This window comes from Ruegeria sp. SAZD011 (assembly GCF_059612545.1).
The window spans coordinates 440,035-460,058 of the sequence record NZ_JBXWQU010000022.1 but is presented as its reverse complement, the minus strand read 5'-3'; the positions used below and the strand labels follow the sequence as shown (position 1 = coordinate 460,058).

At 65.3% G+C, this 20,024-nt stretch carries 19 protein-coding genes; 8 read left to right on the top strand and 11 right to left on the bottom strand.

Annotation, left to right across the window (positions count from 1 at the left end):
• Positions 1–24 precede the first annotated feature (24 nt).
• Together AC2FLM_RS10950 and cobU are read right to left on the bottom strand one after the other, a co-directional pair.
• On the bottom strand, positions 25–603 hold the full coding sequence (locus AC2FLM_RS10950) for a histidine phosphatase family protein (protein ID WP_234142614.1): 579 nt from the start codon (positions 601–603) through the stop codon (positions 25–27).
• The gene (cobU, locus tag AC2FLM_RS10945; RefSeq protein ID WP_234172361.1) at positions 600–1,124 is read right to left on the bottom strand and encodes a bifunctional adenosylcobinamide kinase/adenosylcobinamide-phosphate guanylyltransferase; all 525 of its coding nucleotides are present in this window, start codon (positions 1,122–1,124) and stop codon (positions 600–602) included. The genes AC2FLM_RS10950 and cobU overlap by 4 nt, the downstream gene beginning before the upstream one ends.
• Positions 1,125–1,222: 98 nt before the next feature.
• Here cobU and AC2FLM_RS10940 point away from each other — a divergent pair, with 98 nt between their 5' ends.
• From AC2FLM_RS10940 to AC2FLM_RS10915, 6 genes are all read left to right on the top strand, one after another.
• Positions 1,223–2,101, top strand: coding sequence for an RNA polymerase factor sigma-32 (locus AC2FLM_RS10940; protein WP_234137300.1), 879 nt, complete (start codon positions 1,223–1,225; stop codon positions 2,099–2,101).
• On the top strand, positions 2,098–2,922 hold the full coding sequence (locus tag AC2FLM_RS10935) for a ChaN family lipoprotein (protein WP_496857859.1): 825 nt from the start codon (positions 2,098–2,100) through the stop codon (positions 2,920–2,922). Before AC2FLM_RS10940 ends, AC2FLM_RS10935 begins: the two co-directional genes overlap by 4 nt.
• Positions 2,923–3,000: 78 nt before the next feature.
• Entirely contained in the window at positions 3,001–4,197 is a 1,197-nt protein-coding gene (coaBC, locus tag AC2FLM_RS10930) for a bifunctional phosphopantothenoylcysteine decarboxylase/phosphopantothenate--cysteine ligase CoaBC (RefSeq protein ID WP_496857857.1), read from the top strand.
• A 64-nt stretch (positions 4,198–4,261) separates the two neighbouring features.
• Positions 4,262–4,717, top strand: a complete 456-nt coding sequence (gene dut / locus AC2FLM_RS10925) for a dUTP diphosphatase (RefSeq protein ID WP_496857855.1) — start codon at positions 4,262–4,264, stop codon at positions 4,715–4,717.
• Positions 4,717–5,757, top strand: coding sequence for a HesA/MoeB/ThiF family protein (locus AC2FLM_RS10920; protein WP_496857853.1), 1,041 nt, complete (start codon positions 4,717–4,719; stop codon positions 5,755–5,757). Before dut ends, AC2FLM_RS10920 begins: the two co-directional genes overlap by 1 nt.
• A 26-nt stretch (positions 5,758–5,783) precedes the next feature.
• Positions 5,784–6,659, top strand: coding sequence for a hypothetical protein (locus AC2FLM_RS10915; protein ID WP_496857851.1), 876 nt, complete (start codon positions 5,784–5,786; stop codon positions 6,657–6,659).
• 116 nt (positions 6,660–6,775) lie between these two features.
• Here the strand turns inward: AC2FLM_RS10915 and AC2FLM_RS10910 are convergent, their stop codons facing one another.
• Positions 6,776–7,225 (bottom strand): phasin family protein, encoded by a 450-nt coding sequence (locus tag AC2FLM_RS10910; RefSeq protein WP_234142626.1) that lies wholly within the window; start codon positions 7,223–7,225, stop codon positions 6,776–6,778.
• A 109-nt stretch (positions 7,226–7,334) separates the two neighbouring features.
• A complete protein-coding gene (locus AC2FLM_RS10905; RefSeq protein ID WP_496857849.1) occupies positions 7,335–8,546 on the bottom strand; it encodes a trans-sulfuration enzyme family protein in 1,212 nt (403 codons plus the stop codon).
• A gap of 121 nt (positions 8,547–8,667) precedes the next feature.
• Between AC2FLM_RS10905 and AC2FLM_RS10900 the strand changes: the two genes are divergently transcribed.
• Positions 8,668–10,683 carry a M3 family metallopeptidase gene (locus AC2FLM_RS10900; RefSeq protein WP_496857847.1) on the top strand — a complete coding sequence of 672 codons (2,016 nt, stop codon included), beginning with the start codon at positions 8,668–8,670 and terminating at the stop codon, positions 10,681–10,683.
• A gap of 64 nt (positions 10,684–10,747) precedes the next feature.
• On the opposite strand, the gene AC2FLM_RS10895 is transcribed toward AC2FLM_RS10900, so the two are convergent.
• The 6 genes from AC2FLM_RS10895 to AC2FLM_RS10870 form a co-directional block, all read right to left on the bottom strand.
• On the bottom strand, positions 10,748–11,680 hold the full coding sequence (locus AC2FLM_RS10895) for a 2-hydroxyacid dehydrogenase (RefSeq protein ID WP_496857845.1): 933 nt from the start codon (positions 11,678–11,680) through the stop codon (positions 10,748–10,750).
• A gap of 19 nt (positions 11,681–11,699) precedes the next feature.
• Complete coding sequence (rodA, locus tag AC2FLM_RS10890) at positions 11,700–12,839, bottom strand: rod shape-determining protein RodA (RefSeq protein ID WP_234142630.1); 1,140 nt, start codon at positions 12,837–12,839, stop codon at positions 11,700–11,702.
• Positions 12,836–14,761: a penicillin-binding protein 2 gene (gene mrdA, locus AC2FLM_RS10885; protein WP_496857843.1), complete on the bottom strand. Its 1,926-nt coding sequence runs from the start codon at positions 14,759–14,761 to the stop codon at positions 12,836–12,838. The genes rodA and mrdA overlap by 4 nt, the downstream gene beginning before the upstream one ends.
• A gap of 22 nt (positions 14,762–14,783) precedes the next feature.
• Complete coding sequence (locus tag AC2FLM_RS10880; protein ID WP_496857841.1) at positions 14,784–15,320, bottom strand: rod shape-determining protein MreD; 537 nt, start codon at positions 15,318–15,320, stop codon at positions 14,784–14,786.
• Positions 15,313–16,230: a rod shape-determining protein MreC gene (mreC, locus tag AC2FLM_RS10875; RefSeq protein WP_234184448.1), complete on the bottom strand. Its 918-nt coding sequence runs from the start codon at positions 16,228–16,230 to the stop codon at positions 15,313–15,315. The genes AC2FLM_RS10880 and mreC overlap by 8 nt, the downstream gene beginning before the upstream one ends.
• A gap of 79 nt (positions 16,231–16,309) precedes the next feature.
• Complete coding sequence (locus AC2FLM_RS10870) at positions 16,310–17,356, bottom strand: rod shape-determining protein (protein ID WP_234142635.1); 1,047 nt, start codon at positions 17,354–17,356, stop codon at positions 16,310–16,312.
• Between the two features lie 163 nt (positions 17,357–17,519).
• Between AC2FLM_RS10870 and AC2FLM_RS10865 the strand changes: the two genes are divergently transcribed.
• Positions 17,520–18,305, top strand: coding sequence for a 23S rRNA (adenine(2030)-N(6))-methyltransferase RlmJ (locus AC2FLM_RS10865; protein WP_496857838.1), 786 nt, complete (start codon positions 17,520–17,522; stop codon positions 18,303–18,305).
• Between the two features lie 89 nt (positions 18,306–18,394).
• On the opposite strand, the gene AC2FLM_RS10860 is transcribed toward AC2FLM_RS10865, so the two are convergent.
• The gene (locus AC2FLM_RS10860) at positions 18,395–19,969 is read right to left on the bottom strand and encodes a 2-isopropylmalate synthase (protein WP_234219624.1); all 1,575 of its coding nucleotides are present in this window, start codon (positions 19,967–19,969) and stop codon (positions 18,395–18,397) included.
• Between the last annotated feature and the right edge of the window lie 55 nt (positions 19,970–20,024).

The following is a 20,024-nucleotide window of genomic DNA, read 5'->3' as shown; positions in this document are numbered from 1 at the left end:
ATCGACGTTTCGTGCGGCGGCGCATCACACCAGATGATTGATCCGCCCGACCTCCCACCCCTGCGGCAGGCGGGTGATCTCGGTCACGGACAGGTTGTCGATCCGATGGGCAAAGGCCTGATCGGCGTCCAGCCGAAGGGCGCGCTGTACCTGGGTCAGGATCATGCCGAAATGGCCGACCACGATCAGGTCACCGCCGGGATGCGCGGCGATCAGTGCATCGATCTCGGCATCGACACGGGCGCAGACCTCGTTCCAGCTCTCGCCGCCGGGTGGACGCACATCGCCGGGGGTCTCCCAATAGGCGCGGATATGCTCAGGGTCCTCGGCTTCGATCTCGGCAAAGCGGCGCAGCTCCCAGGCGCCGAAATTGATCTCGCGCAGCCCGGCCCGATGCGGCAGGCGGGTGCGGGCGCCCTGGATGGCGCTGGCGGTATCGGCGGCGCGGCGCAGGTCGGACGAGACGACCAGCGCCTGTTGCGGCAGGTGCGCGGCAAGGCGGGTCAGGAAACCGGTATCGCTCAGATCGGCGGGCAGGTCGGACCAGCCGACCATGGATTTGGCATGAGTGGGACCATGACGGACCAGATGCAGGCGGGTCATGGCAATTGCCCCTTCAGGACGAGTGGCAGCCCGGCCACCACCATAACGACCAGATCGGCCTCGGCCGCCAGCGCGATGTTGAGCCGCCCCTGCGCCTCGCGGAACTGGCGCGCCAGGGCGTTGTCCGGCACGATCCCGTGCCCCACCTCGTTCGAGACCATGACCAGCGGCGCCGGACAATGGCGGATGGCCGCCATCAGCCGTTCCTGCGCGGCGTCCAGATCGTTCTCGGCCAGCAGGTGATTGCTCAGCCACATGGTGGCGCAGTCAAACAGGCAGATATCGCCGGCGCTCAGCGCAGCGAGGGCCGGTCCGGGCTCCAGCGGTTCCTCGATCGTGGTCCAATCCGGCCCGCGCTGGGCCAGATGGCGGTCGATCTTGGTCTGCATCTCGGCATCAAAAACTTGTGAACTGGCGAAATAAACACGGGATTTTCCAGTGGAAACAACCATCTGTTCGGCAAAAGCCGATTTGCCCGATGCCGCACCGCCCAGAACCAAGGTGAATTTGGGATACAGCATTCCTACCTTTCTGGTGATCCATCCGTGCAATCCGTGCGTAATGGGTAGGACGGCTCAGGGAAAGTCAAGCTGAGCGCCGGACATTTGGGGAGAGATGTATGGCACTGGACGACCCGCAGGACAAACGCATGTCCCGACAGGCGATGAAGGCCGAACTGCTCGATGCCGAGACAGAGCTGGCATTGGCCTATGCCTGGCGCGACCACCGCGACGAGGCGGCGCTGCACCGCCTGATCACCGCTTACATGCGGCTGGCAATCTCGATGGCGGCCAAGTTCAAACGCTATGGCGCCCCTATGAACGACTTGATCCAAGAGGCCGGTCTGGGCCTCATGAAAGCCGCCGACAAGTTCGACCCCGATCGTGGCGTGCGGTTTTCGACCTATGCGGTCTGGTGGATCAAGGCCAGCATTCAGGACTATGTGATGCGCAACTGGTCGATGGTGCGCACCGGGTCAACCTCGAGCCAGAAATCGCTGTTCTTCAACATGCGCCGCGTGCAGGCCCGGCTGGAGCGTGAGGCCGCCACCGATGGGCTGGCGCTGGACCGGCATCAGTTGCACCAGATGATCGCCTCGGAAATCGGGGTGCCGCTGCGCGATGTCGAGATGATGGAGGGCCGGCTCTCGGGTTCCGATTTCTCGTTGAATGCGACCCAGGCCTCGGACGAGGAGGGGCGCGAATGGATCGAAGCGCTGGAGGATGAGAGCGAGCAGGCCGCCGAACTGGTGGCGCACCGTCATGATACCGAACAGCTGCGCGACTGGCTGATCGAGGCGATGCAGGCGCTGAACGAGCGCGAACGCTTTATCGTGCGCGAACGCAAGCTGCGCGAGGATCCCCGCACGCTGGAAAGTCTGGGCGATGAGTTGGGGCTGAGCAAGGAGCGGGTGCGGCAGTTGGAAGCGGCGGCCTTTGCCAAGATGCGCAAGAGCCTTGAAGCGCGCTCGCGCGAGGTGCAACACTTCCTGGTATGAAACTTTTCTTTGCCGCGGGCCTGGCGCTGGCCCTGTGTCTGGTCGCCCCGCTTCGGGCGGCGTCTGCCGGTGAGCTGATCCCGGAGGACATCCTTGCCGCCATGCGGCAGGCCGATGTGGTGATCCTGGGTGAGACTCACGACAACCCTCGACATCACCTGGTTCAAGCCGAGGCGGTCGCCGCCATCGGCCCCGGCGCGGTGGTCTGGGAGATGCTGACGGAGGAGGGCGCCCAGCGCCTGACCCGCAAGGCCGTGAACGATCCCGCCGAACTGGAGCGCATCCTGCAATGGGCGGAACTGGGCTGGCCCCCGCTGGCGATGTACCTGCCGGTGTTCGCGGCGGCGGATGCGCCCGTTTATGGCGCGCTGGTGACGCGGACCGCAGCGCGCGCCGCGATGGAGACGGGGGCCGCCGCGGCGATGGGCGCGGATGCCGCACGCTTTGGGCTGACGGTACCGTTGACCGAGGCCGAGCAGGCCGCGCGCGAGGCCGATCAGCAGGCCGCCCATTGCAACGCCATGCCGCCCGAGATGCTGCCGAAACTGGTGGCGATCCAGCGCCTGCGCGACGCGGTGCTGGCGCGTGCCATTCTGCGCGCGCAGGACGAAACCGGCGGTCCTGTTGCGGTGATCACCGGAAATGGCCATGCGCGGGCCGACCGGGGCGTCCCGGTCTATCTCTCCCGGATTTCGCCGGGCCTGCGCGTCTATGTGCTGGGCCAGTCCGAGGATGGCATGATCGAGGGCCGTTTCGATGCGGTGCTCGACAGCCCCGCCGCCCCGCGCGAAGACCCTTGCGCCGCTTTCGACAAGAGCTGAGGCCGGGGTTTTGTGCTGGCACTTGGCCGGCGGCGGGCCTAAGTTCAGGGCCGACCCGGGTTTTCGGAGACGCGCGCCATGCTGGCATCCAGACGCATTCTGCTGATCATCGGCGGCGGCATCGCCGCCTACAAGTCGTTGGACTTGATCCGGCGCCTGCGCGAACGCGGCGCGGCGGTGACGCCGGTCCTGACCCGGGCCGCCGAGGAATTTGTGACGCCGCTCTCGGTCTCGGCCCTTGCGGGCGAGAAGGTTTATCGCGAGCTTTTTGATCTGACCGACGAGGCCGAGATGGGCCATATCCAGCTGTCGCGCTCGGCCGATCTGGTGGTGGTTGCCCCGGCTACCGCCGATCTGATGGGCAAGATGGCGGCCGGTTTGGCCAATGACCTCGCCTCGACCCTGTTGATGGCGACAGATACCCCGGTGCTGATCGCGCCGGCGATGAATGTGCGGATGTGGCAGCATCCGGCGACTCGGCGCAACCGGGCACAGCTGGCGGCGGATGGCACCCGTTTCGTGGGGCCGAACGAAGGCGACATGGCCTGCGGCGAATTTGGGCCGGGGCGGATGTCGGAACCGCTGGAAATCGTGGCCGCCATCGAGGCGGCGCTGGGCGACGGGCCGCTCAAGGGCAAGCGGGTATTGGTGACCTCGGGTCCGACGCATGAACCGATCGACCCGGTGCGCTATATCGCCAACCGGTCCTCGGGCGCGCAGGGCGCGGCGGTGGCGCGTGCCCTGGCGGCGCTGGGTGCCGAGGTCGTGTTTGTCACCGGTCCGGCCGACGTGCCCCCGCCCGAAGGGGTCGAGGTGGTGCGGGTGCAGAGTGCGCGAGAGATGGACGCCGCCGTTGATGCGGCTCTGCCTGTCGATGCCGGGGTGTTCGCGGCGGCGGTGGCCGATTGGCGCGTGGCCAGCGCCTCGGACCGCAAGCTGAAGAAATCCAGGGACGGTCTGCCGGTGCTGGAATTCGCCGAGAACCCGGACATTCTGAAACGGGTAAGCCAGATGGAACAGGGCCGCCCGGCGCTGGTCGTGGGATTTGCCGCCGAGACCAATGACGTTCTCGAGAATGCCACCGCCAAGCGGCTGCGCAAGGGCTGTGACTGGATCGTCGCCAATGATGTCAGCCCGGCCACCGGCATCATGGGCGGGCGCGAGAATGCGGTGACCCTGATCACCGGCGAAGGTGCCGAGGAATGGCCGCGCATGGGCAAGGAGGCGGTCGCCGACCGTCTGGCCCTGCGCATCGCCGAGGCCTTGGCGGGGTAGAGATTTTTCGTCGAAAAATCTCGCGTGCCGCGCGGGAGGCGCAGAGAAACGGGAGAGGTTGGAAATGATTGCCATTCGGGTGATCCGGGATGCAGGGGCGGATCCGGACGTGCCGCTGCCATCCTATGAGACGGCGGGCGCAGCGGGGGCCGATATCCGGGCCAATCTGCCTGATCGCGGGTCGCTGACACTGGCCCCGGGCGGACGGGCATTGATCCCGACCGGGCTGCGCGTCGAGATCCCCGCAGGCTTCGAGATTCAGATCCGCCCACGCTCGGGTCTGGCGCTGAAACACGGGATCACCCTTCCCAATACCCCCGGCACCATTGACAGCGACTATCGCGGGCCGCTTGGGGTAATCCTGCTGAATGCGGGCGCCGAACCGTTCGAGGTGGTCCATGGCGAACGGATTGCCCAGCTGGTGGTGGCGCCGGTGGTGCAGGCCCGGTTCGGCCTTGTCGACAGCTTGGACGAGACTGCGCGCGGGGCGGGCGGTTTCGGCTCGACGGGGCGCGGCTGATGCTGCTGGTGTTGGCACTTGCGGCGGGTCTCTGGGCCATGGGGCATATGATGGGCGTGTCACGGCGGGCCCGGCTGGTGATGCTGACCGCTCTCTTTGCCGTTGTTCTGCTACTGCAAGTCGCCTTGCCTGCGTCCCATCCCCTGCGCATGGCGACCGGCGGGTCGCCTGCGCTCTGGTTGCTCATCGGCGGCTTTGGCATTCTGGCCTTTGGCTATGGCAGCGGGGTTGCCTGGCTCAAGGCGCGCGCGCAGGGGCAGCCTGCCGAGGCTACGGCAAAACCCGGCAGTTTCACCGAGACCGAGTTGGACCGTTACGCCCGCCATATCGTCCTGCGCGAGTTGGGCGGACCGGGGCAGAAGCGGCTGAAACAGGCGCGGGTGCTGGTGATCGGCGCAGGGGGGCTGGGCGCGCCCGCGTTGCAATATCTTGCGGCGGCGGGGGTCGGCACCATCGGTGTTATCGACGATGACGTGGTCGAGAACGCCAATCTGCAACGGCAGGTGATCCATCGCGATGCCGATATTGGCAAGCCCAAGGTGTTTTCTGCCGAGGCCGCCATGGTGGCGCAGAACCCCGCCGTGACCGTGCGCCCCTATCACCGGCGCCTGACCGAGGAGATCGCGGCCGATCTGTTTGCCGATTACGATCTGATCCTGGACGGAACCGATAATTTCACCACCCGCTATCTGGCCAATCAAGTGGCGGTGGCGCAGGGCAAGCCGCTGATCTCGGGGGCGTTGTCGCAGTGGGAGGGGCAGCTTAGTGTCTTTCACCCGGCAGGCGATACGCCTTGTTACCAGTGCATCTTTCCCGAGGCGCCCGCGCCGGGGCTGGCGCCATCCTGTGCCGAGGCCGGGGTGATCGGCCCCCTGCCCGGTGTGGTGGGCGCGATGATGGCGGTTGAGGCGATCAAGCTGATCACTGGCGCCGGGGCTCCGCTCAAGGGTGAAATGCTGATCTATGACGCGCTCTATGGTGAAAGCCGCAAGATCCGGCTGAGCCGACGGGCCGATTGCCCGGTTTGCGGTTCGGGGTGACCCAACCCCGAGAGGGTCAGCAGGAGATGAGCACAGACCTGTTTCACGCCGAACTGGCCAACTATCTCGGGGTAGGAGACCTGCGCAGCGACGATCCCGATGGCAGCTGGTTGTGGAACCGCCACAGTTTGACAATGGGCCGCTACCGGGTGGAGTTGACGCAGGACCGCCAGATCGTCGCGCAGCGCCCGCGTGGTGGCGGGCTGATCCCGTCCACCCAACTTGTCATTACCGGTGTGCGCAGCTTTGCCGAGGGAGAGCGGGTGACCGACGATCTCTGCCGCCTGTTGTCATTGGCCGCACAGTCGCAGGTGGTGCCGCTCAGCTATCGGTTCGGCGGCCGCGGACGCCAGCCTCTGCATCCAATGGGGCAGGCACTCTATTTTCGCCCTCTCCTGCCCATTCGTGACGGTGCCGCGATGCGGACCTATCTGGAAACGGTCTGGCCGCGCTATCGGTTGCTCAAGCGGCGGCGCAAGCTGGCCGAAGTGATCGACATGCTGCTGATCGCCGAATTGCCGGTGCAGCCGCTCGAGGTGAAGCTGGCCCAACTTTTCATCGTCATGGAAAACCTCAAATCGACCCATGCCAAGGCGTGCGGCTATCCGTTCCGGCGTGGGCGCTATCGTGACCCGGCTCAGCCCTCGCGTGTCCTGGGGTTCGAAGCGCTGCTGCGCGACATGTTTGCCGAGATGGGGATGCGCCCCGGTCTGCGCCGCCTTGTCACCCTGCGCAACGAGATCGTGCATTTCGGCCTGTCCCGGCGCCCATACGAGTCGCTCCGCGACCACCACGATCGCGGCAAGGATATCCTGCACGAATACCTGCTGCGCCTGCTGGGATTTCGCGGCCGGATGCTGCTGTACCGCCATGCAGCGCGGGTGGGCAAGGATATCGGTTGAACGCGCGACCGCGCCGGGGACCCATCGGGCGCCCGGCGCCGGGCCCAACGCCGCCAGCGGGCATCCTTGATGCCTGCGCGGGGGCGGGAGCCTCCCCGGCCTGGATCAGACTTGGATCAGACCGGCTCGGATTTCGCCGATTTGGTCGCCTTGCGGGCGATATCGCGCGCCTCTCCCAGCGTTTCCTCGACCGCTTCGGCCTCGGTCTTGGTCACGTAATCGGCGCAGCGCGAGACCGTGTCGAACCATTCGCGCGCATCCTCGACCATGCGTTCGACCGAATGGCGCTGCCAGTCCATCACCGTTTCCATAGCCTCGGCCGGATTGGACGGATCAGCGGCGGTGGCGCTGCGGGCGGCGTCCAGCGCGGTGCGGATCGCTTCGTGCCGACGCTCGAACCAGTGCCGGGTGAAGCGTTCGGATTCGGCCAGCAGCTTTTCCTGCGCGTCCCAGAATTGTTCCAGCTGCGGCTGAACCAGCGATGTCATCGACACCGGCCCCTGCATGGATTTCAACACCTCGGTGAACGAGGCGGGTGTGATCTTCGTCGTGTCTGTCTTGGCCATGTTTTTTCTCCCGGTCACGGTTGCCCAACCGAGTCTGGCAGACCCGTTGTGGGTCTGCCTTAACCCAGATCAATTTGGCCGGTTTTCGCCTTTGACCGGGGACTTGGGTCTAGGCCAGCGCCCGATCCAGATCGGCGATCAGGTCCTCGGGGTCCTCGAGCCCGACCGACAGACGGAAAATCCCGTCGCCCGCATAGGCGCGATAGGCCTCCTGCTGGGCGCCCTCCAGCCGGAACGAGGTCTCCATCAGCCCCTCGGTCCCCATCCAGAAGATCAGGCTGCGGTGATGGCCCAGCGACACGGCATAATGGATCACCTCTAGCCGCTCGATCATCTGCCGGGCCAGACGTTCACCCGTGGCGGCATCGCCCACCTGGAACGAGATCATCGCCGACATGTTCGACATCTGCCGCGCGGCCAGCTCTGCCTGCGGATGCGAAGCGAGACCCGGATAGATCACCCGACCGACGCGCGGATCGGCCTCCAGCCATTCGGCCACCGCCTGGGCGCCCGCCGCATGCGCCTTCATCCGCAAGGGCAGCGTGGCGGCCCCGCGTGCGATCAGCCAGGCGTTGAAGGGCGACAACACCCCGCCGTGATGGATCGCCGCCTCGACCCGCATTTGCGAGACCAGATCGGCCCGGCCACAGACCGCACCTGCCACCGCGTCACCATGGCCGCAGATATACTTGGTCACCGAATGCATGGTCAGATCGACACCCAGCGCGACCGTGTCCATTCCCAGTGGCGAGGCAAAGGTGGCGTCACAGCTCAGCAGCGCGCCTGCCTGCCGTGCCAGGGCCGAGATCGCAGCCAGATCGGTCAGCCGCCCGATCGGGTTCACCGGGGTCTCGGTATGGATAAGCCTGGTCTCGGGCCGGATCGCCGCCGACACTGCGGCAAGGTCGGACATGTCCACGGTGCTGACCGCGATTCCCATCCGGGGCAGCGTGTCGCGCGCCAGTTCGGCCACGCCCGCGTAAGAGACATCCGACACGATCACATGATCGCCCGCCGACAGGAAGGTGAAGAAGATCGCCGCCGCCGCCGCCATGCCGGATGCGGTACACAGGCAGGCCTCTGTCCCCTGCATCGCGGCGATCTTGGCCTCGAGCATCGCGACGGTGGGATTGGCCCAGCGTGAATAGGCATAGGGGCTTTCCGGTGTCAGGTCATGGGCGGAAAAGCCCAACACATCCTCGGACACATAGGTTGAGGACATGTGGATCGGCGGCGCCGAGGCCAGCGTTGCCGGGTCCGGGGACTCTCCGGCGTGAATGGCGGTGGTCATCGGGCCTGCGGGGCGGTTGGTCTTTTTCATCGTGTCTCCTCCTTGCGCCCGACCCTGAGGGGGAGGGCGCGCAGATGCAACCCGGTTTCGGTCCGGCACCTCTGGACCATTCCCGCCCGCCCTCCTAGCTTGTCGGTCAAAGGAGAGCCGCATGACCAACCCCATCCTTGCCGATTGGCAGACCCCGTTCGACATCGCCCCGTTCGACCGGATCGCGGACAGCGATTTCGCCCCGGCGCTGGAGGCGGCGCTTGCCGAACACAGGGCCGAGATCGCTGCCATCGCCGACAGCCCCGAGGCGCCGACCTTTGCGAATGTGATCGAGGCGCTCGAAGCGGCGGGCGGTGCGCTGGACCGGGTGTTGGGCGTGTTCTTTACCGTGGCGGGGGCGGACAGCAACCCGGCGCGCGAAGAATTGCAGCGCGCATTCTCACCCCAGTTGGCGGCGCATTTCTCCGAGATTTCGGCCAACAAGGCGCTGTTCGCCCGCGTCGCCGCCGTGTGGGAGGCGCGCGAGGATCTGGAACTGACCGACGAACAGCAGCGGGTACTGATGCTGACCCATCGTGGCTTTGTTCGTTCGGGCGCGGCGCTGAGCGGTGAGGCCGAGGCGCGGATGAAGGAGATCAAGGCGCGGTTGGCAGTGCTGGGTACCGAATTCACCCAGAACCTGCTGGCTGACGAGCGCGACTGGTTCATGGACCTGTCCGAGCAGGATCTGGAGGGGCTGCCCGGTTTCGTCACCGCCGCAGCCCGCGCGGCGGGGCAAGAGAAACAGGCCGCAGGCCCGGTGATGACCCTGTCGCGCTCGCTGATCGTGCCCTTCCTGCAATTCTCGCCGCGCCGCGATCTGCGCGAGCGGGCCTATCGCGCCTGGGTGGCGCGTGGGGCCAATGGGGGCAAGACCGACAACCGCGCCATCGCGACCGAGATCCTGGCGCTGCGCGAGGAGCGCGCCGCGCTCCTGGGTTATGACAGTTTTGCCGCCTACAAGTTGGAGACCGAGATGGCCCGCAGCCCCGACAGGGTGCGCGACCTGCTGATGCAGGTCTGGGCGCCCGCCCGCGCGCGGGCCGAGGCGGATGCCGAGGTGCTGACGGCGATGATGCAGCAAGACGGGATCAACGGGCCGCTGGAGCCCTGGGACTGGCACTATTACGCGGCGCTGCGGCGCAAGGCCGAGCATGACCTGGACGAGGCGGCGCTGAAACCCTACCTGCAACTGGACCGCATGATCGAGGCGACCTTTGCCTGCGCCAACCGGCTGTTCGGGCTGGAGTTCCGCCCGCTCGAGATCGCGCTCTATCACCCCGATTGCCGGGCCTGGGAGGTGACGCGGGATGGTCGGCATGTGGCCGTCTTTATCGGTGACTATTTCGCGCGCGGTTCGAAACGCTCGGGCGCCTGGTGTTCGGCGATGCGGGCGCAGGCGAAGTTCCCGCGACCCCAGGCGCCGGTGGTGATCAATGTCTGCAACTTCGCAAAGGGCGATCCGGCGCTGCTGAGCTATGATGATGCGCGCACGCTGTTTCATGAATTCGGTCACGCCCTGCACCAGATGCTGTCGGATGTGACCTATGAAAGCGTGTCGGGTACATCGGTCGCGCGCGATTTCGTGGAACTGCCCAGCCAGCTTTACGAGCACTGGCTGGAGGTGCCCGAGGTGCTGGCCGAGTTTGCCACCCATGCTGAGACCGGTGCACCGATGCCTGCCGAGATGCTGGAAAAGGTGTTGGGCGCGGCTAATTTCGATCAGGGGTTCCAGACAGTGGAATATGTGGCCTCGGCCCTGGTGGACCTGGCATTTCACGATGGGGCGGCGCCGTCTGATCCGATGGCGAAACAGGCCGAGGTGCTGGAGGAACTCGGCATGCCCCATGCCATCGGCATGCGGCACGCTACCCCGCATTTCGCCCATGTCTTTGCCGGCGACGGCTATAGCTCGGGCTATTACAGCTACATGTGGTCCGAAGTGATGGATGCCGACGCCTTTGCCGCGTTCGAGGAGGCGGGCGGGGCGTTTGATCCTGAGCGGGCCGAGGCGCTGGAGCGGCATATCCTGTCTACCGGCGGGTCACGCGAGGCCGAGGACCTTTATCTGGCCTTCCGGGGCCGTCTGCCGGGGGTCGAGGCCCTGCTCAAAGGCCGCGGATTGATCGCGGCCTGAGATTTTTCGACGAAAAATCTCGCCTCCGGCGGGAGTATTTTCGGCGAAATGAAGGGGCGCAGTGTCAGTAGCCGAGAGTGCGGTCGACCAGGTGCAGGAACGGTTCGCCACATTCGCCCCGGCGGATGTTCTCGCAGATCACCTGCGCCGCCGTTTCGGGGCGGGTTTCCGAGGCGATATGTGGGGTGACGGTGACGTTGGGATTTGCCCAATAGGGATGATCCCGGGGCAGTGGTTCGATGCGGAATACATCGAGCGTTGCATGGCCCACCTGCCCGCTGTCAAGCGCGGCAAGCAGAGCGTCGTCGTCGATCAGCGGCCCGCGCCCGGGATTGATGATGCGGGCGCCCCGGGGCAGGCGGGACAGCGTTTGGGCATTGAGCGTGTTTTCGGTTGCGGCGGTGCTGGGCAGCAGCAGCACCAGGATTTCGGCGCCCGACAGCGCTTGGTCCAGCCCCTCCGGCCCATGCAGGCAGGTGATGCCGGGCAGGTCCTTGGGCGATCTGCTCCACCCCGTGACTTGGAAGCCCAGCGCAGTCAGAGCGCGGGCGGCGGCCTCTCCCAGCGCGCCGAGGCCTAGGATGGTCACCTGCCGCTGGCTGGCCAGTGGCGGCACGTCCTGACGCCAGTCGCCGTTCAGCCCGTGGATATGGGCATCCATCCCGAGGTGATAGCGCAGCACGTGTCCCACCACCCATTCGGTCATGCCCTGGGTCAGTCCGTGATCGACCATCCGGGCCAAGGGTGCCGTCAGTGTCGGATTGTCGGCGATGCTCTCTACTCCGGCCCAGAGGCTCAGCAGTGCCTTGAGCCGGGTGAACGGGGTGAAATCGTGCAGACCGCCATTGGGCGCGTAGACGACATAGTCTACCTCCTCCGGCGCGAATGCGTTGCGCAGGTCAAAGGTGACTCCCATGTCTGAGAGGTATCCTTCGATCAACGGTCGATAGATCGGCCAAAGCTCGGGGCGCGCGGAAAAGAGCACATTGACGGGCATGGTGGATCCTTTCAGGGGGTCAGCGGGGGCGGTGGATATGGGCGCTGTGCACAAGGCCAAAGGCCACCATCAGCACCAGCATGGCCGAGCCACCATAGCTGACCATCGGCAGCGGCACGCCAACAACCGGGGCCAAGCCCATGACCATCGACATGTTGACAGCAAAAAACAGAAAGAAGTTCACCGCGATCCCCATCGTGACCAGTGACGAGAACCGGTCGCGGGTGGCGAGCGCGGTGACCACGCAAAACGCGATGATCAGCGCATAGAGCGACAACAGAGAGATGCCGCCGATAAAGCCGAATTCCTCGGCCAGCGTGGTAAAGATGAAGTCGGTGTGCTTTTCGGGCAGGAAGTTCAGCCGCGACTGGGTGCCCTGCATGAAACCGCGTCCCGACCAGCCGCCCGAACCCAGCGCGATCTTGGACTGGGTGATGTGATAACCGGCGCCCAGCGGATCCGAGGACGGGTCCAGAAAGGTGTCGATGCGGCGGAACTGATAATCCTTGAGCAACTGCCAATCGGTTCCACGGCTTTTGAACACCGCTGTGATCAGTCCCACGCCCGCCGCGATGACGGCGGCGAAATAGGCCCAATGCACCCCGGCCAGGAACATCAGCGCCCCGCCCGCCGAGAGCAGCAGGATGGCGGTGCCCAGGTCGGGCTGTTTCAACACCAGCGCGGTGGGAACCAGGATGATCAGCACCGGCACCAGCACCCAGAGCGGGCGCGAGGTCTTCTTGCCCGGCAGCCAGTCGTAATAGGCCGCCAGCACCATCACCAGGGTGATCTTGGTCAGTTCCGAGGGTTGCAGCCGCATGAAACCCAGGTCGATCCAGCGCTGGGCGCCCATGCCGACGGCGCCGAACAGCTCGACCATGATCAGCAACACCAGCGATCCGCCATAGGCAACGGCGGCCATGTTGCGCCAGAACCAGATCGGTACCATGGCCACCGCTGTCATCACCAGAAGCCCGGCCAGGAACCGCTTGATCTGGGGTTCGGCCCAGGGGCTGAACGAGCCGCCGGCGACGGAATAGAGCATCAGGAACCCGGCCGAGGCCACCGAGATCAACAGCAGCGTTAGGGGCCAGTTCATGTAGAGGATCTTGCGCAGGCCGCTGGGCGTCGATTTGACTGTATACTCAAGATAGCTCATGCGCGGTCCTTGTCCTCGGGCCGCGTCACCGGGCGCAACTCGCGGCGCAACCGCTCTTGCTGTGCCTCGATCCGGCTGCGGTCCTTTGCCGGATAGGCCTCGAGCGGTGGAAAACCGTCATAAAGTGCCTGAAGCAGGATGTCGCGCGCGATCGGCGCCGCGGCGGTGGACCCACCGCCACCGTGCTCGACCACCACCGACACCGCGAAACGCGGGTTGTCGAACGGGGCGAAACAGACAAACAGCGCATGGTCGCGCCGTTCCCAGGGCAGGTCTTCGTTGCGGATCACTCCGGCAGCACGCTCGGCGGCGGTGATGTTGCGCACCTGGCTGGTGCCGGTCTTGCCCGCCATCCGGTTGGCATCGGCCAGGATGCGGCTGCGATAGGCGGTGCCACGGCGGTTGTTGCTGACGGCGTACATGCCCTTGCGCAGGCGGCGCAGATTGGCCTGGTTCACCGTCATCGGCTCTCCCGCGCCCGAAGGCTGCTCGATCCCGTCGATGGATTTCACCAGCCGGGGCTCTACCTTGCGTCCGGTTGCGATACGGGCGGTCATCACCGCCAGTTGCAAAGGTGAGGCCAGCATGAAACCCTGACCGATCGAGGCGTTGGCGGTATCGCCGACCAGCCAGTCCTGCCCATGCACCCGTGCCTTCCAGTCGCGATTGGGGGCCAGCCCGCGCGCCACTGCAGACATCGGAATGTCATGCCTTACGCCTATGCCGAATTCCTCGGCCATGGCCGAGATCTTGTCGATGCCGACCTTGAGTGCCACGTCGTAATAATAGACGTCGCAGCTTTGCTCCAGCGACTCTTCCAGGTTCATATGACCGTGGCCACCGCGTTTCCAGCAATGGAAGCGGCGGTTGCTGACCTCAAGGAAGCCGGGGCAATAGACCGTCTCCTCTGGGCTGGTGATCCCTGCCTCAAGCGCCGCCATGGCGGTGATCATCTTGAAGGTCGAGCCGGGCGGATAAGCCCCCTGAACCGACTTGTTCGCCAGCGGGCGATAGGGGTCTTCGGTCAGGCCGCGGTAGTCGGCCACCGAGATACCGCGCACGAACAGGTTGGGATCGAAACTAGGGGCCGAGGCGATGGCGCGCAGATCGCCGGTTTCGCAGTCGATGACCACTGCTGCCGCGCTTTCCTGTCCCAGCCGGGCCTGCACATAAGATTGCAGCGCCGAGTCGACGGTCAGCTGCAGGTCGGCGCCGGGTTTGCCCTCGCGCCGGTCCAACTCGCGCATGACGCGCCCGTTGGCGTTGACCTCGACCCGTTTGGCGCCGGCCTTGCCACGCAGGAGGTCTTCCTGTTTGGCCTCCAGCCCGACCTTGCCGATCTGGAAACGCGGAATGCGCAGCACCGGTTCGGGATCCCGGATCTGGCTCAGGTCGTAATCGCTGACCGGGCCGACATAGCCCACCACATGGGCAAAATCACCGGCCTGCGGATAGACACGGGTCAGGCCGACCTCAGGCGTGATGCCGGGCAGGGCCGGGGCGTTCACCGCCACTTTCGAGATATGCTCCCAGCTGATCTGATCGGCCAGCGTGACCGGCAGGAACGGCGGCGAGCGGCGCATCTCGGCCAGGGCGCGGTCCAGTTCCTCGGGGTCCAGCGGGATCACCCGCTTCAGGTTTTCGATCACCTCATCCACATCGCCCGCATCCTCGCGCACCATGACGATCCGGTACGAGGGGGTGTTCTGGGCGATGATGGCGCCGTTGCGGTCGAACAGTTCACCCCGTGTTGGCGGGATCAGGCGGATGTTGATCCGGTTCTCCTCGGCCAGCAGGCGGAACTGGTCGGCCTGATCGACCTGCATGTAACGCATGCGCATCGCCAGCCCGCCGACAAAGGCCGCCTGCGCTCCGCCAAGCAGCAGGGCGCGGCGGGTCAGGACCCGCTGTACCTTGTCCATGTCGCGCGCCGATCGTCTCAATTCAACGGGCTCCCAGTGCTTCGGCATCGGCGGGCGTCAGGCGGCGCACACCGAACACCGCCTGGCTGGACCCGGCCACCAGCGGATAGATCAGGATTGTCAGCAACAGTTGCGAGGCCATCAGGAACAGCGGCGCCTGATCGACCGAAGTGATCGCCAGAACGATCCGGTAGAGCAGGGCGATTGTGATCAACACCACCGCCACCGCCAGCCATTCCGCGACAAACCCGGTTTCACCATGCCCGCCGAAGCGGCTGTGCAGAAAGGCAGCACCCGCCACCGTCAACGCCGCCAGCAGACCGGGAGGGCGTTGAAGCAGCAAATCGGCAAGCAGGATGACGATCGCAATCAGCACCGGTGGTACGAAATCGGGCCGACGCAGCGCCCAGGCCAGCGTCAACGCCAGCAGCAGGTCGGGCGCCGCCCAGCCCCTTGGCAGGGTATCGAGCGGCAGCAGGTGAAAGAACAGGATCACCATCGCCAAACCGGCATAGCACAGGCGCATCACCCAGATGCGCGAGGGCGCGAGGCTATCCATCGGCGGCCTCAGCAGGTTGCGCCAGCGCCGAGGTGTCGGGCGCGGCTGGTGCCGTCGGCCCGACCACGCCGCCATGATCGTCGATCTGCTCGGTGCCGTGATGGCGCAGTACACGCAGGAACTCGAGCCGCTCATAGTCGGCCGAAAGGCGCACGCGCAGGCGCCCGGTCCGGTCTTCGGCCACCTGGCCGATCAAGAGACCTGCGGGAAATACACCGCCATCGCCCGAGGTGACGACCCGGTCGCCGGGTCGGACCAATTCGCGGTTTTCCAGGAAATCCACCACCGGGGCCGCCGTGTTGTCGCCGGTGATCAGCGCCGTCTGGCCCGAGGGCTGTATGGTGGCGGGGATCGAACTTGCCGCGTCGGTAAGCAGGATGACCCGAGCCGAGGATTGGCCCACGCCCGAGATCCTGCCAACCAGTCCGATCCCGTCCATCGCGGCCCAGCCGTCGACGATCCCGTCGCGGGCGCCAACGTTCAACAGAACAGACTGCCGGAAGGGTGAGCCGCTGTCTGCCATCACAACGCCGGTGATATAGGTCAGGCGCGGATCCAGCCGGACGTTGTTGAGATCGAGCAGCCGGGCATTCTCCTGCTCCAGTTGCAACGCCGCTTCTTTCCACGCCCGCATCTGGCGCAGTTCGCTGCGCAACTCTCGGTTCTGTTCGCTCAACCGCTGATAGCTCTGGAAGTCGCGGATCAGGTTGATGGTGCCGGTAACCGGGACCATAGCCCAGTCCATAGAGGGAATGACGGTATCGACGACCTGGGCGCGGAAGCGCTCGACGCGCGGACTGTCGATGCGCCAGACCAGGAAGATACCCAGCAGGCACAACAGCACGACCCCAAGCAACAGGCGGCGCAGGGGGCCGGCATAGTCCTCGCGCTGTGAGCGGTCGCGTGCCAAAAAGGTCCTTTCCGCCAAAAGTCGGGGCTGCCGGATGGCAGCCGCCTAAACCGCCAAATACCCCCGGATCCTGCGCGGCTTAGCTGTCGTAGTCAATCGCGTGGCGCAGTTGCTTTTCATACTCCAGCGCCTTGCCGGTGCCGAGTGCGACGCAATTCAGGCTTTCATCAGCAATCGAAACTGCCAGCCCGGTCTGTTCGCGCAGGGCCAGATCCAGGTCGCCCAGCAGAGCGCCGCCACCGGTCAGCATGACGCCCCGGTCGACGATATCGGCGGCCAGATCGGGCGGCGTGGTTTCCAGCGCGGTCATCACTGCCTCGCAAATCTGCTGCACCGGTTCGGCCAGCGCCTCGGCCACCTGGGCCTGGCTGATCTCGATTTCCTTGGGCACGCCATTGAGCAGGTCGCGGCCCCGGATCAGCATCGACTGGCCGCGTCCGTCATCGGGCATGCGCGCGGTGCCGATCGAGGTCTTGATGCGTTCGGCGGTGCTTTCGCCCACCAGCAGGTTCTGCTGACGGCGCAGGTAGCTGATGATCGCCTCGTCCATCCGGTCGCCACCGACACGAACCGAGCGGGCATAGACGATGTCACCCAGCGACAGCACCGCGACCTCGGTGGTGCCGCCGCCGATGTCCACGACCATGTTGCCGGTCGGGTCGGTGATCGGCATGCCGGCGCCGATGGCAGCGGCGATGGGTTCGGCGATCAGCCCGGCCCGGCGGGCACCGGCGCTCAGCACCGATTGACGGATGGCGCGCTTCTCCACCGGGGTGGCGCCATGGGGGACGCAGACGATGATCTTGGGTTTCGAAAAGGTCGAGCGTTTGTGCACCTTGCGGATGAAATGCTTGATCATCTCTTCGGCAGTGTCGAAATCAGCGATCACACCTTCGCGCATCGGGCGGATTGCCTCGATGCTGCCCGGGGTGCGACCCAGCATCAGCTTGGCGTCCTCACCAACGGCCAGGACCTTCTTGACCCCGTCCTTGACGTGATAGGCCACCACCGAGGGTTCGGACAGAATGACACCGCGACCCTTGACATAGACCAGCGTGTTAGCCGTGCCCAGGTCGATCGCCATGTCCGCTGCGAACAGGCTGCCCAGACTATCGAAGATCCCCATGTGAGTGGTCCTGCCTACCAGAATTCTTGCTGTGCCCACGACTCGACGGGCCCGCGACGAATGACTTATAGGGCGCGGAAGCACTGTGGAAAAGGGCCGATTCCGCGCGGATCAGCACCAATCCGCCGCGCAAGGGTGGGTGACGCTGGGACAGGACGGACAAATGCTATCTTATCAGCACATTTATCACGCCGGAAACCTGGCCGATGTTCAGAAACACGCGATTCTGGCGGTGGCGATCGACTATCTGACCCGCAAGGACAAGCCGCTGAGCTACCTTGAAACGCATGCGGGGCGCGGGCTCTACCATCTGGATTCGGTCGAAGCGGTGCGCACGGGCGAGGCCAAGGCGGGCATCGGCCGGGTCGAGGGAGCGGATTGGTTCGAGGCGACGCATCCGTTGATGCGGGTGCTTGCGGCGCTGCGGGCGGATCACGGCGGCGCGGCCTATCCCGGCTCGCCGCTGGTGGCGGCGTATCTGCTCAGGCCCGGCGACATGATGCATCTGGCGGAACTGCACCCGCAGGAACATGCGGCGCTGGAACAGGCAGTGGCGGGATTCTCGGCGCGGGTTTATCAGCGGGACGGGTTCGAGATGGCGCAGTCGCTGCTGCCGCCCGAGCCGCGTCGGGGCATGATGCTGATCGATCCCAGTTACGAGGTGAAATCCGACTACGACCGGATACCGGCGGTGATCGCGCAGTTGCATCGCAAGTGGAATGTGGGCGTGATCGCGCTTTGGTACCCGATCCTGGCGGACGCGCGGCACAAGCCGATGCTGGCGGCGCTGGAGCGGCAAGGCCTGCCCAAGGTCCTGCGGCATGAGGTCCGCTTTGCGCCCGCCCGCGAGGGCCACCGGATGGTTGGGTCGGGTATGTTCGTGATCAATGCGCCCTTCGGTCTTGCCGACGAGGCGGCGCGCCTGTCGGACCTGTTCGCTCAGCTCTGACCGGGGAGCCGTTTTCCGAGCCGGAAAACGGCCCGGAAAACTAAGTTTTCCGTTTCGGAATTCTTGCAGAATTCCGATCTACCAAGGCGTCAGGTCAGGTCCTTGTAGCTGATCTCGCGGGTATCGGCTCCGGGTCCTGCCTTCTCGCGCCGCACGATCAGGCGGTTGAGCGCGTTGACATAGGCCTTGGCGCTGGCCACCACCGTGTCGGTATTGGCGGACTCGCCGGTGGCAATCATCCCGTCCTCTTCCAGCCGAACGCTGACCGTGGCCTGGGCATCGGTGCCCTCGGTCACCGCATGCACCTGGTAGAGTTGCAGATGCGCCTTGTTCGGATGCAGCTCGCGGATTGCCTTGAAGCTGGCATCCACCGGCCCGTCGCCATGCGCGGTGGCGCTGACATCCTTGCCGTCGATCTCCATCTCGACCGTGGCCTCGGCCGGGCCGCCGGTGCCGCAGATCACTTTCATCGACACCAGCTGCAAATGGTCCTGTTCGGCATTCTCGCCCGAGCGCATCAGCGCGATCACGTCGTCGTCGAACACTTCTTTCTTGCGGTCGGCCAGTTCCTTGAACCGCACGAAGATGTCCTTGAGCTGGTTGTCGCCCACCTCATAGCCGAGGTGTTCGAGCTTGTCGCGCAGCGCCGCGCGCCCCGAATGCTTGCCCAGCGGCAGCGAGGTGCCCGAGAGGCCGATATCCTCAGGCCGCATGATCTCGAAATTCTCGCGGTTCTTCAGCATCCCGTCCTGGTGGATGCCGCTTTCATGGGCGAATGCGTTCTTGCCCACGATGGCCTTGTTGAACTGCACGTTGAACCCGGACACGGTCGCCACCCGGCGCGAGATCGCCATGATCTTGGTGGTGTCGATCCCGGTGTGCCAGGGCATGATGTCGTGGCGGGTCTTCATTGCCATCACCACCTCTTCCAGGGCGGTGTTGCCGGCGCGTTCGCCCAACCCGTTGATGGTGCATTCGATCTGGCGCGCGCCACCTGCCACGGCGGCAAGGCTGTTGGCCGTCGCCATGCCGAGGTCGTTGTGGCAATGGGTGGCAAAGATCACATCGTCGGCACCCGGCACCGTTTCGATCAGCCGCCGGATCAGATCGGCGCTTTCGGCGGGGGCGGTATAGCCCACGGTATCGGGGATATTGATGGTGGTGGCACCGGCCTTGATCGCGATTTCAATCACACGGCACAGGTAGTCCCATTCGGTCCGGGTCGCATCCATCGGCGACCATTGCACGTTTTCGCACAGGTTGCGGGCGTGGCTGACCGTTTCATGGATCTTCTCGGCCATTTCGTCCTGGGTCAGGTTGGGAATGGCGCGGTGCAGCGGTGACGTCCCGATAAACGTGTGAATGCGGTTCTGTTCGGCGTGTTTCACCGCCTCCCAGCAGCGGTCGATATCGGCGAAATTCGCGCGTGCCAGCCCGCAGATGCGGCTGTTTTTCGAACGCTTGGCGATTTCGCTCACCGCCTTGAAATCGCCTTCCGAGGCGATGGGGAAGCCAGCCTCGATGATGTCCACCCCCATCTCGTCGAGCATCTCGGCGATCTCGAGCTTTTCGGTATGGGTCATGGTGGCGCCGGGGCTCTGCTCGCCGTCGCGCAGGGTGGTGTCGAAGATCAAGACGCGGTCTTGGTCGGTCGCATGGGTCATGTCGGTAACTTTCGTATCTGTCCTAAGCCAAATGGCGCGCAAGCCTCCTCCTCTG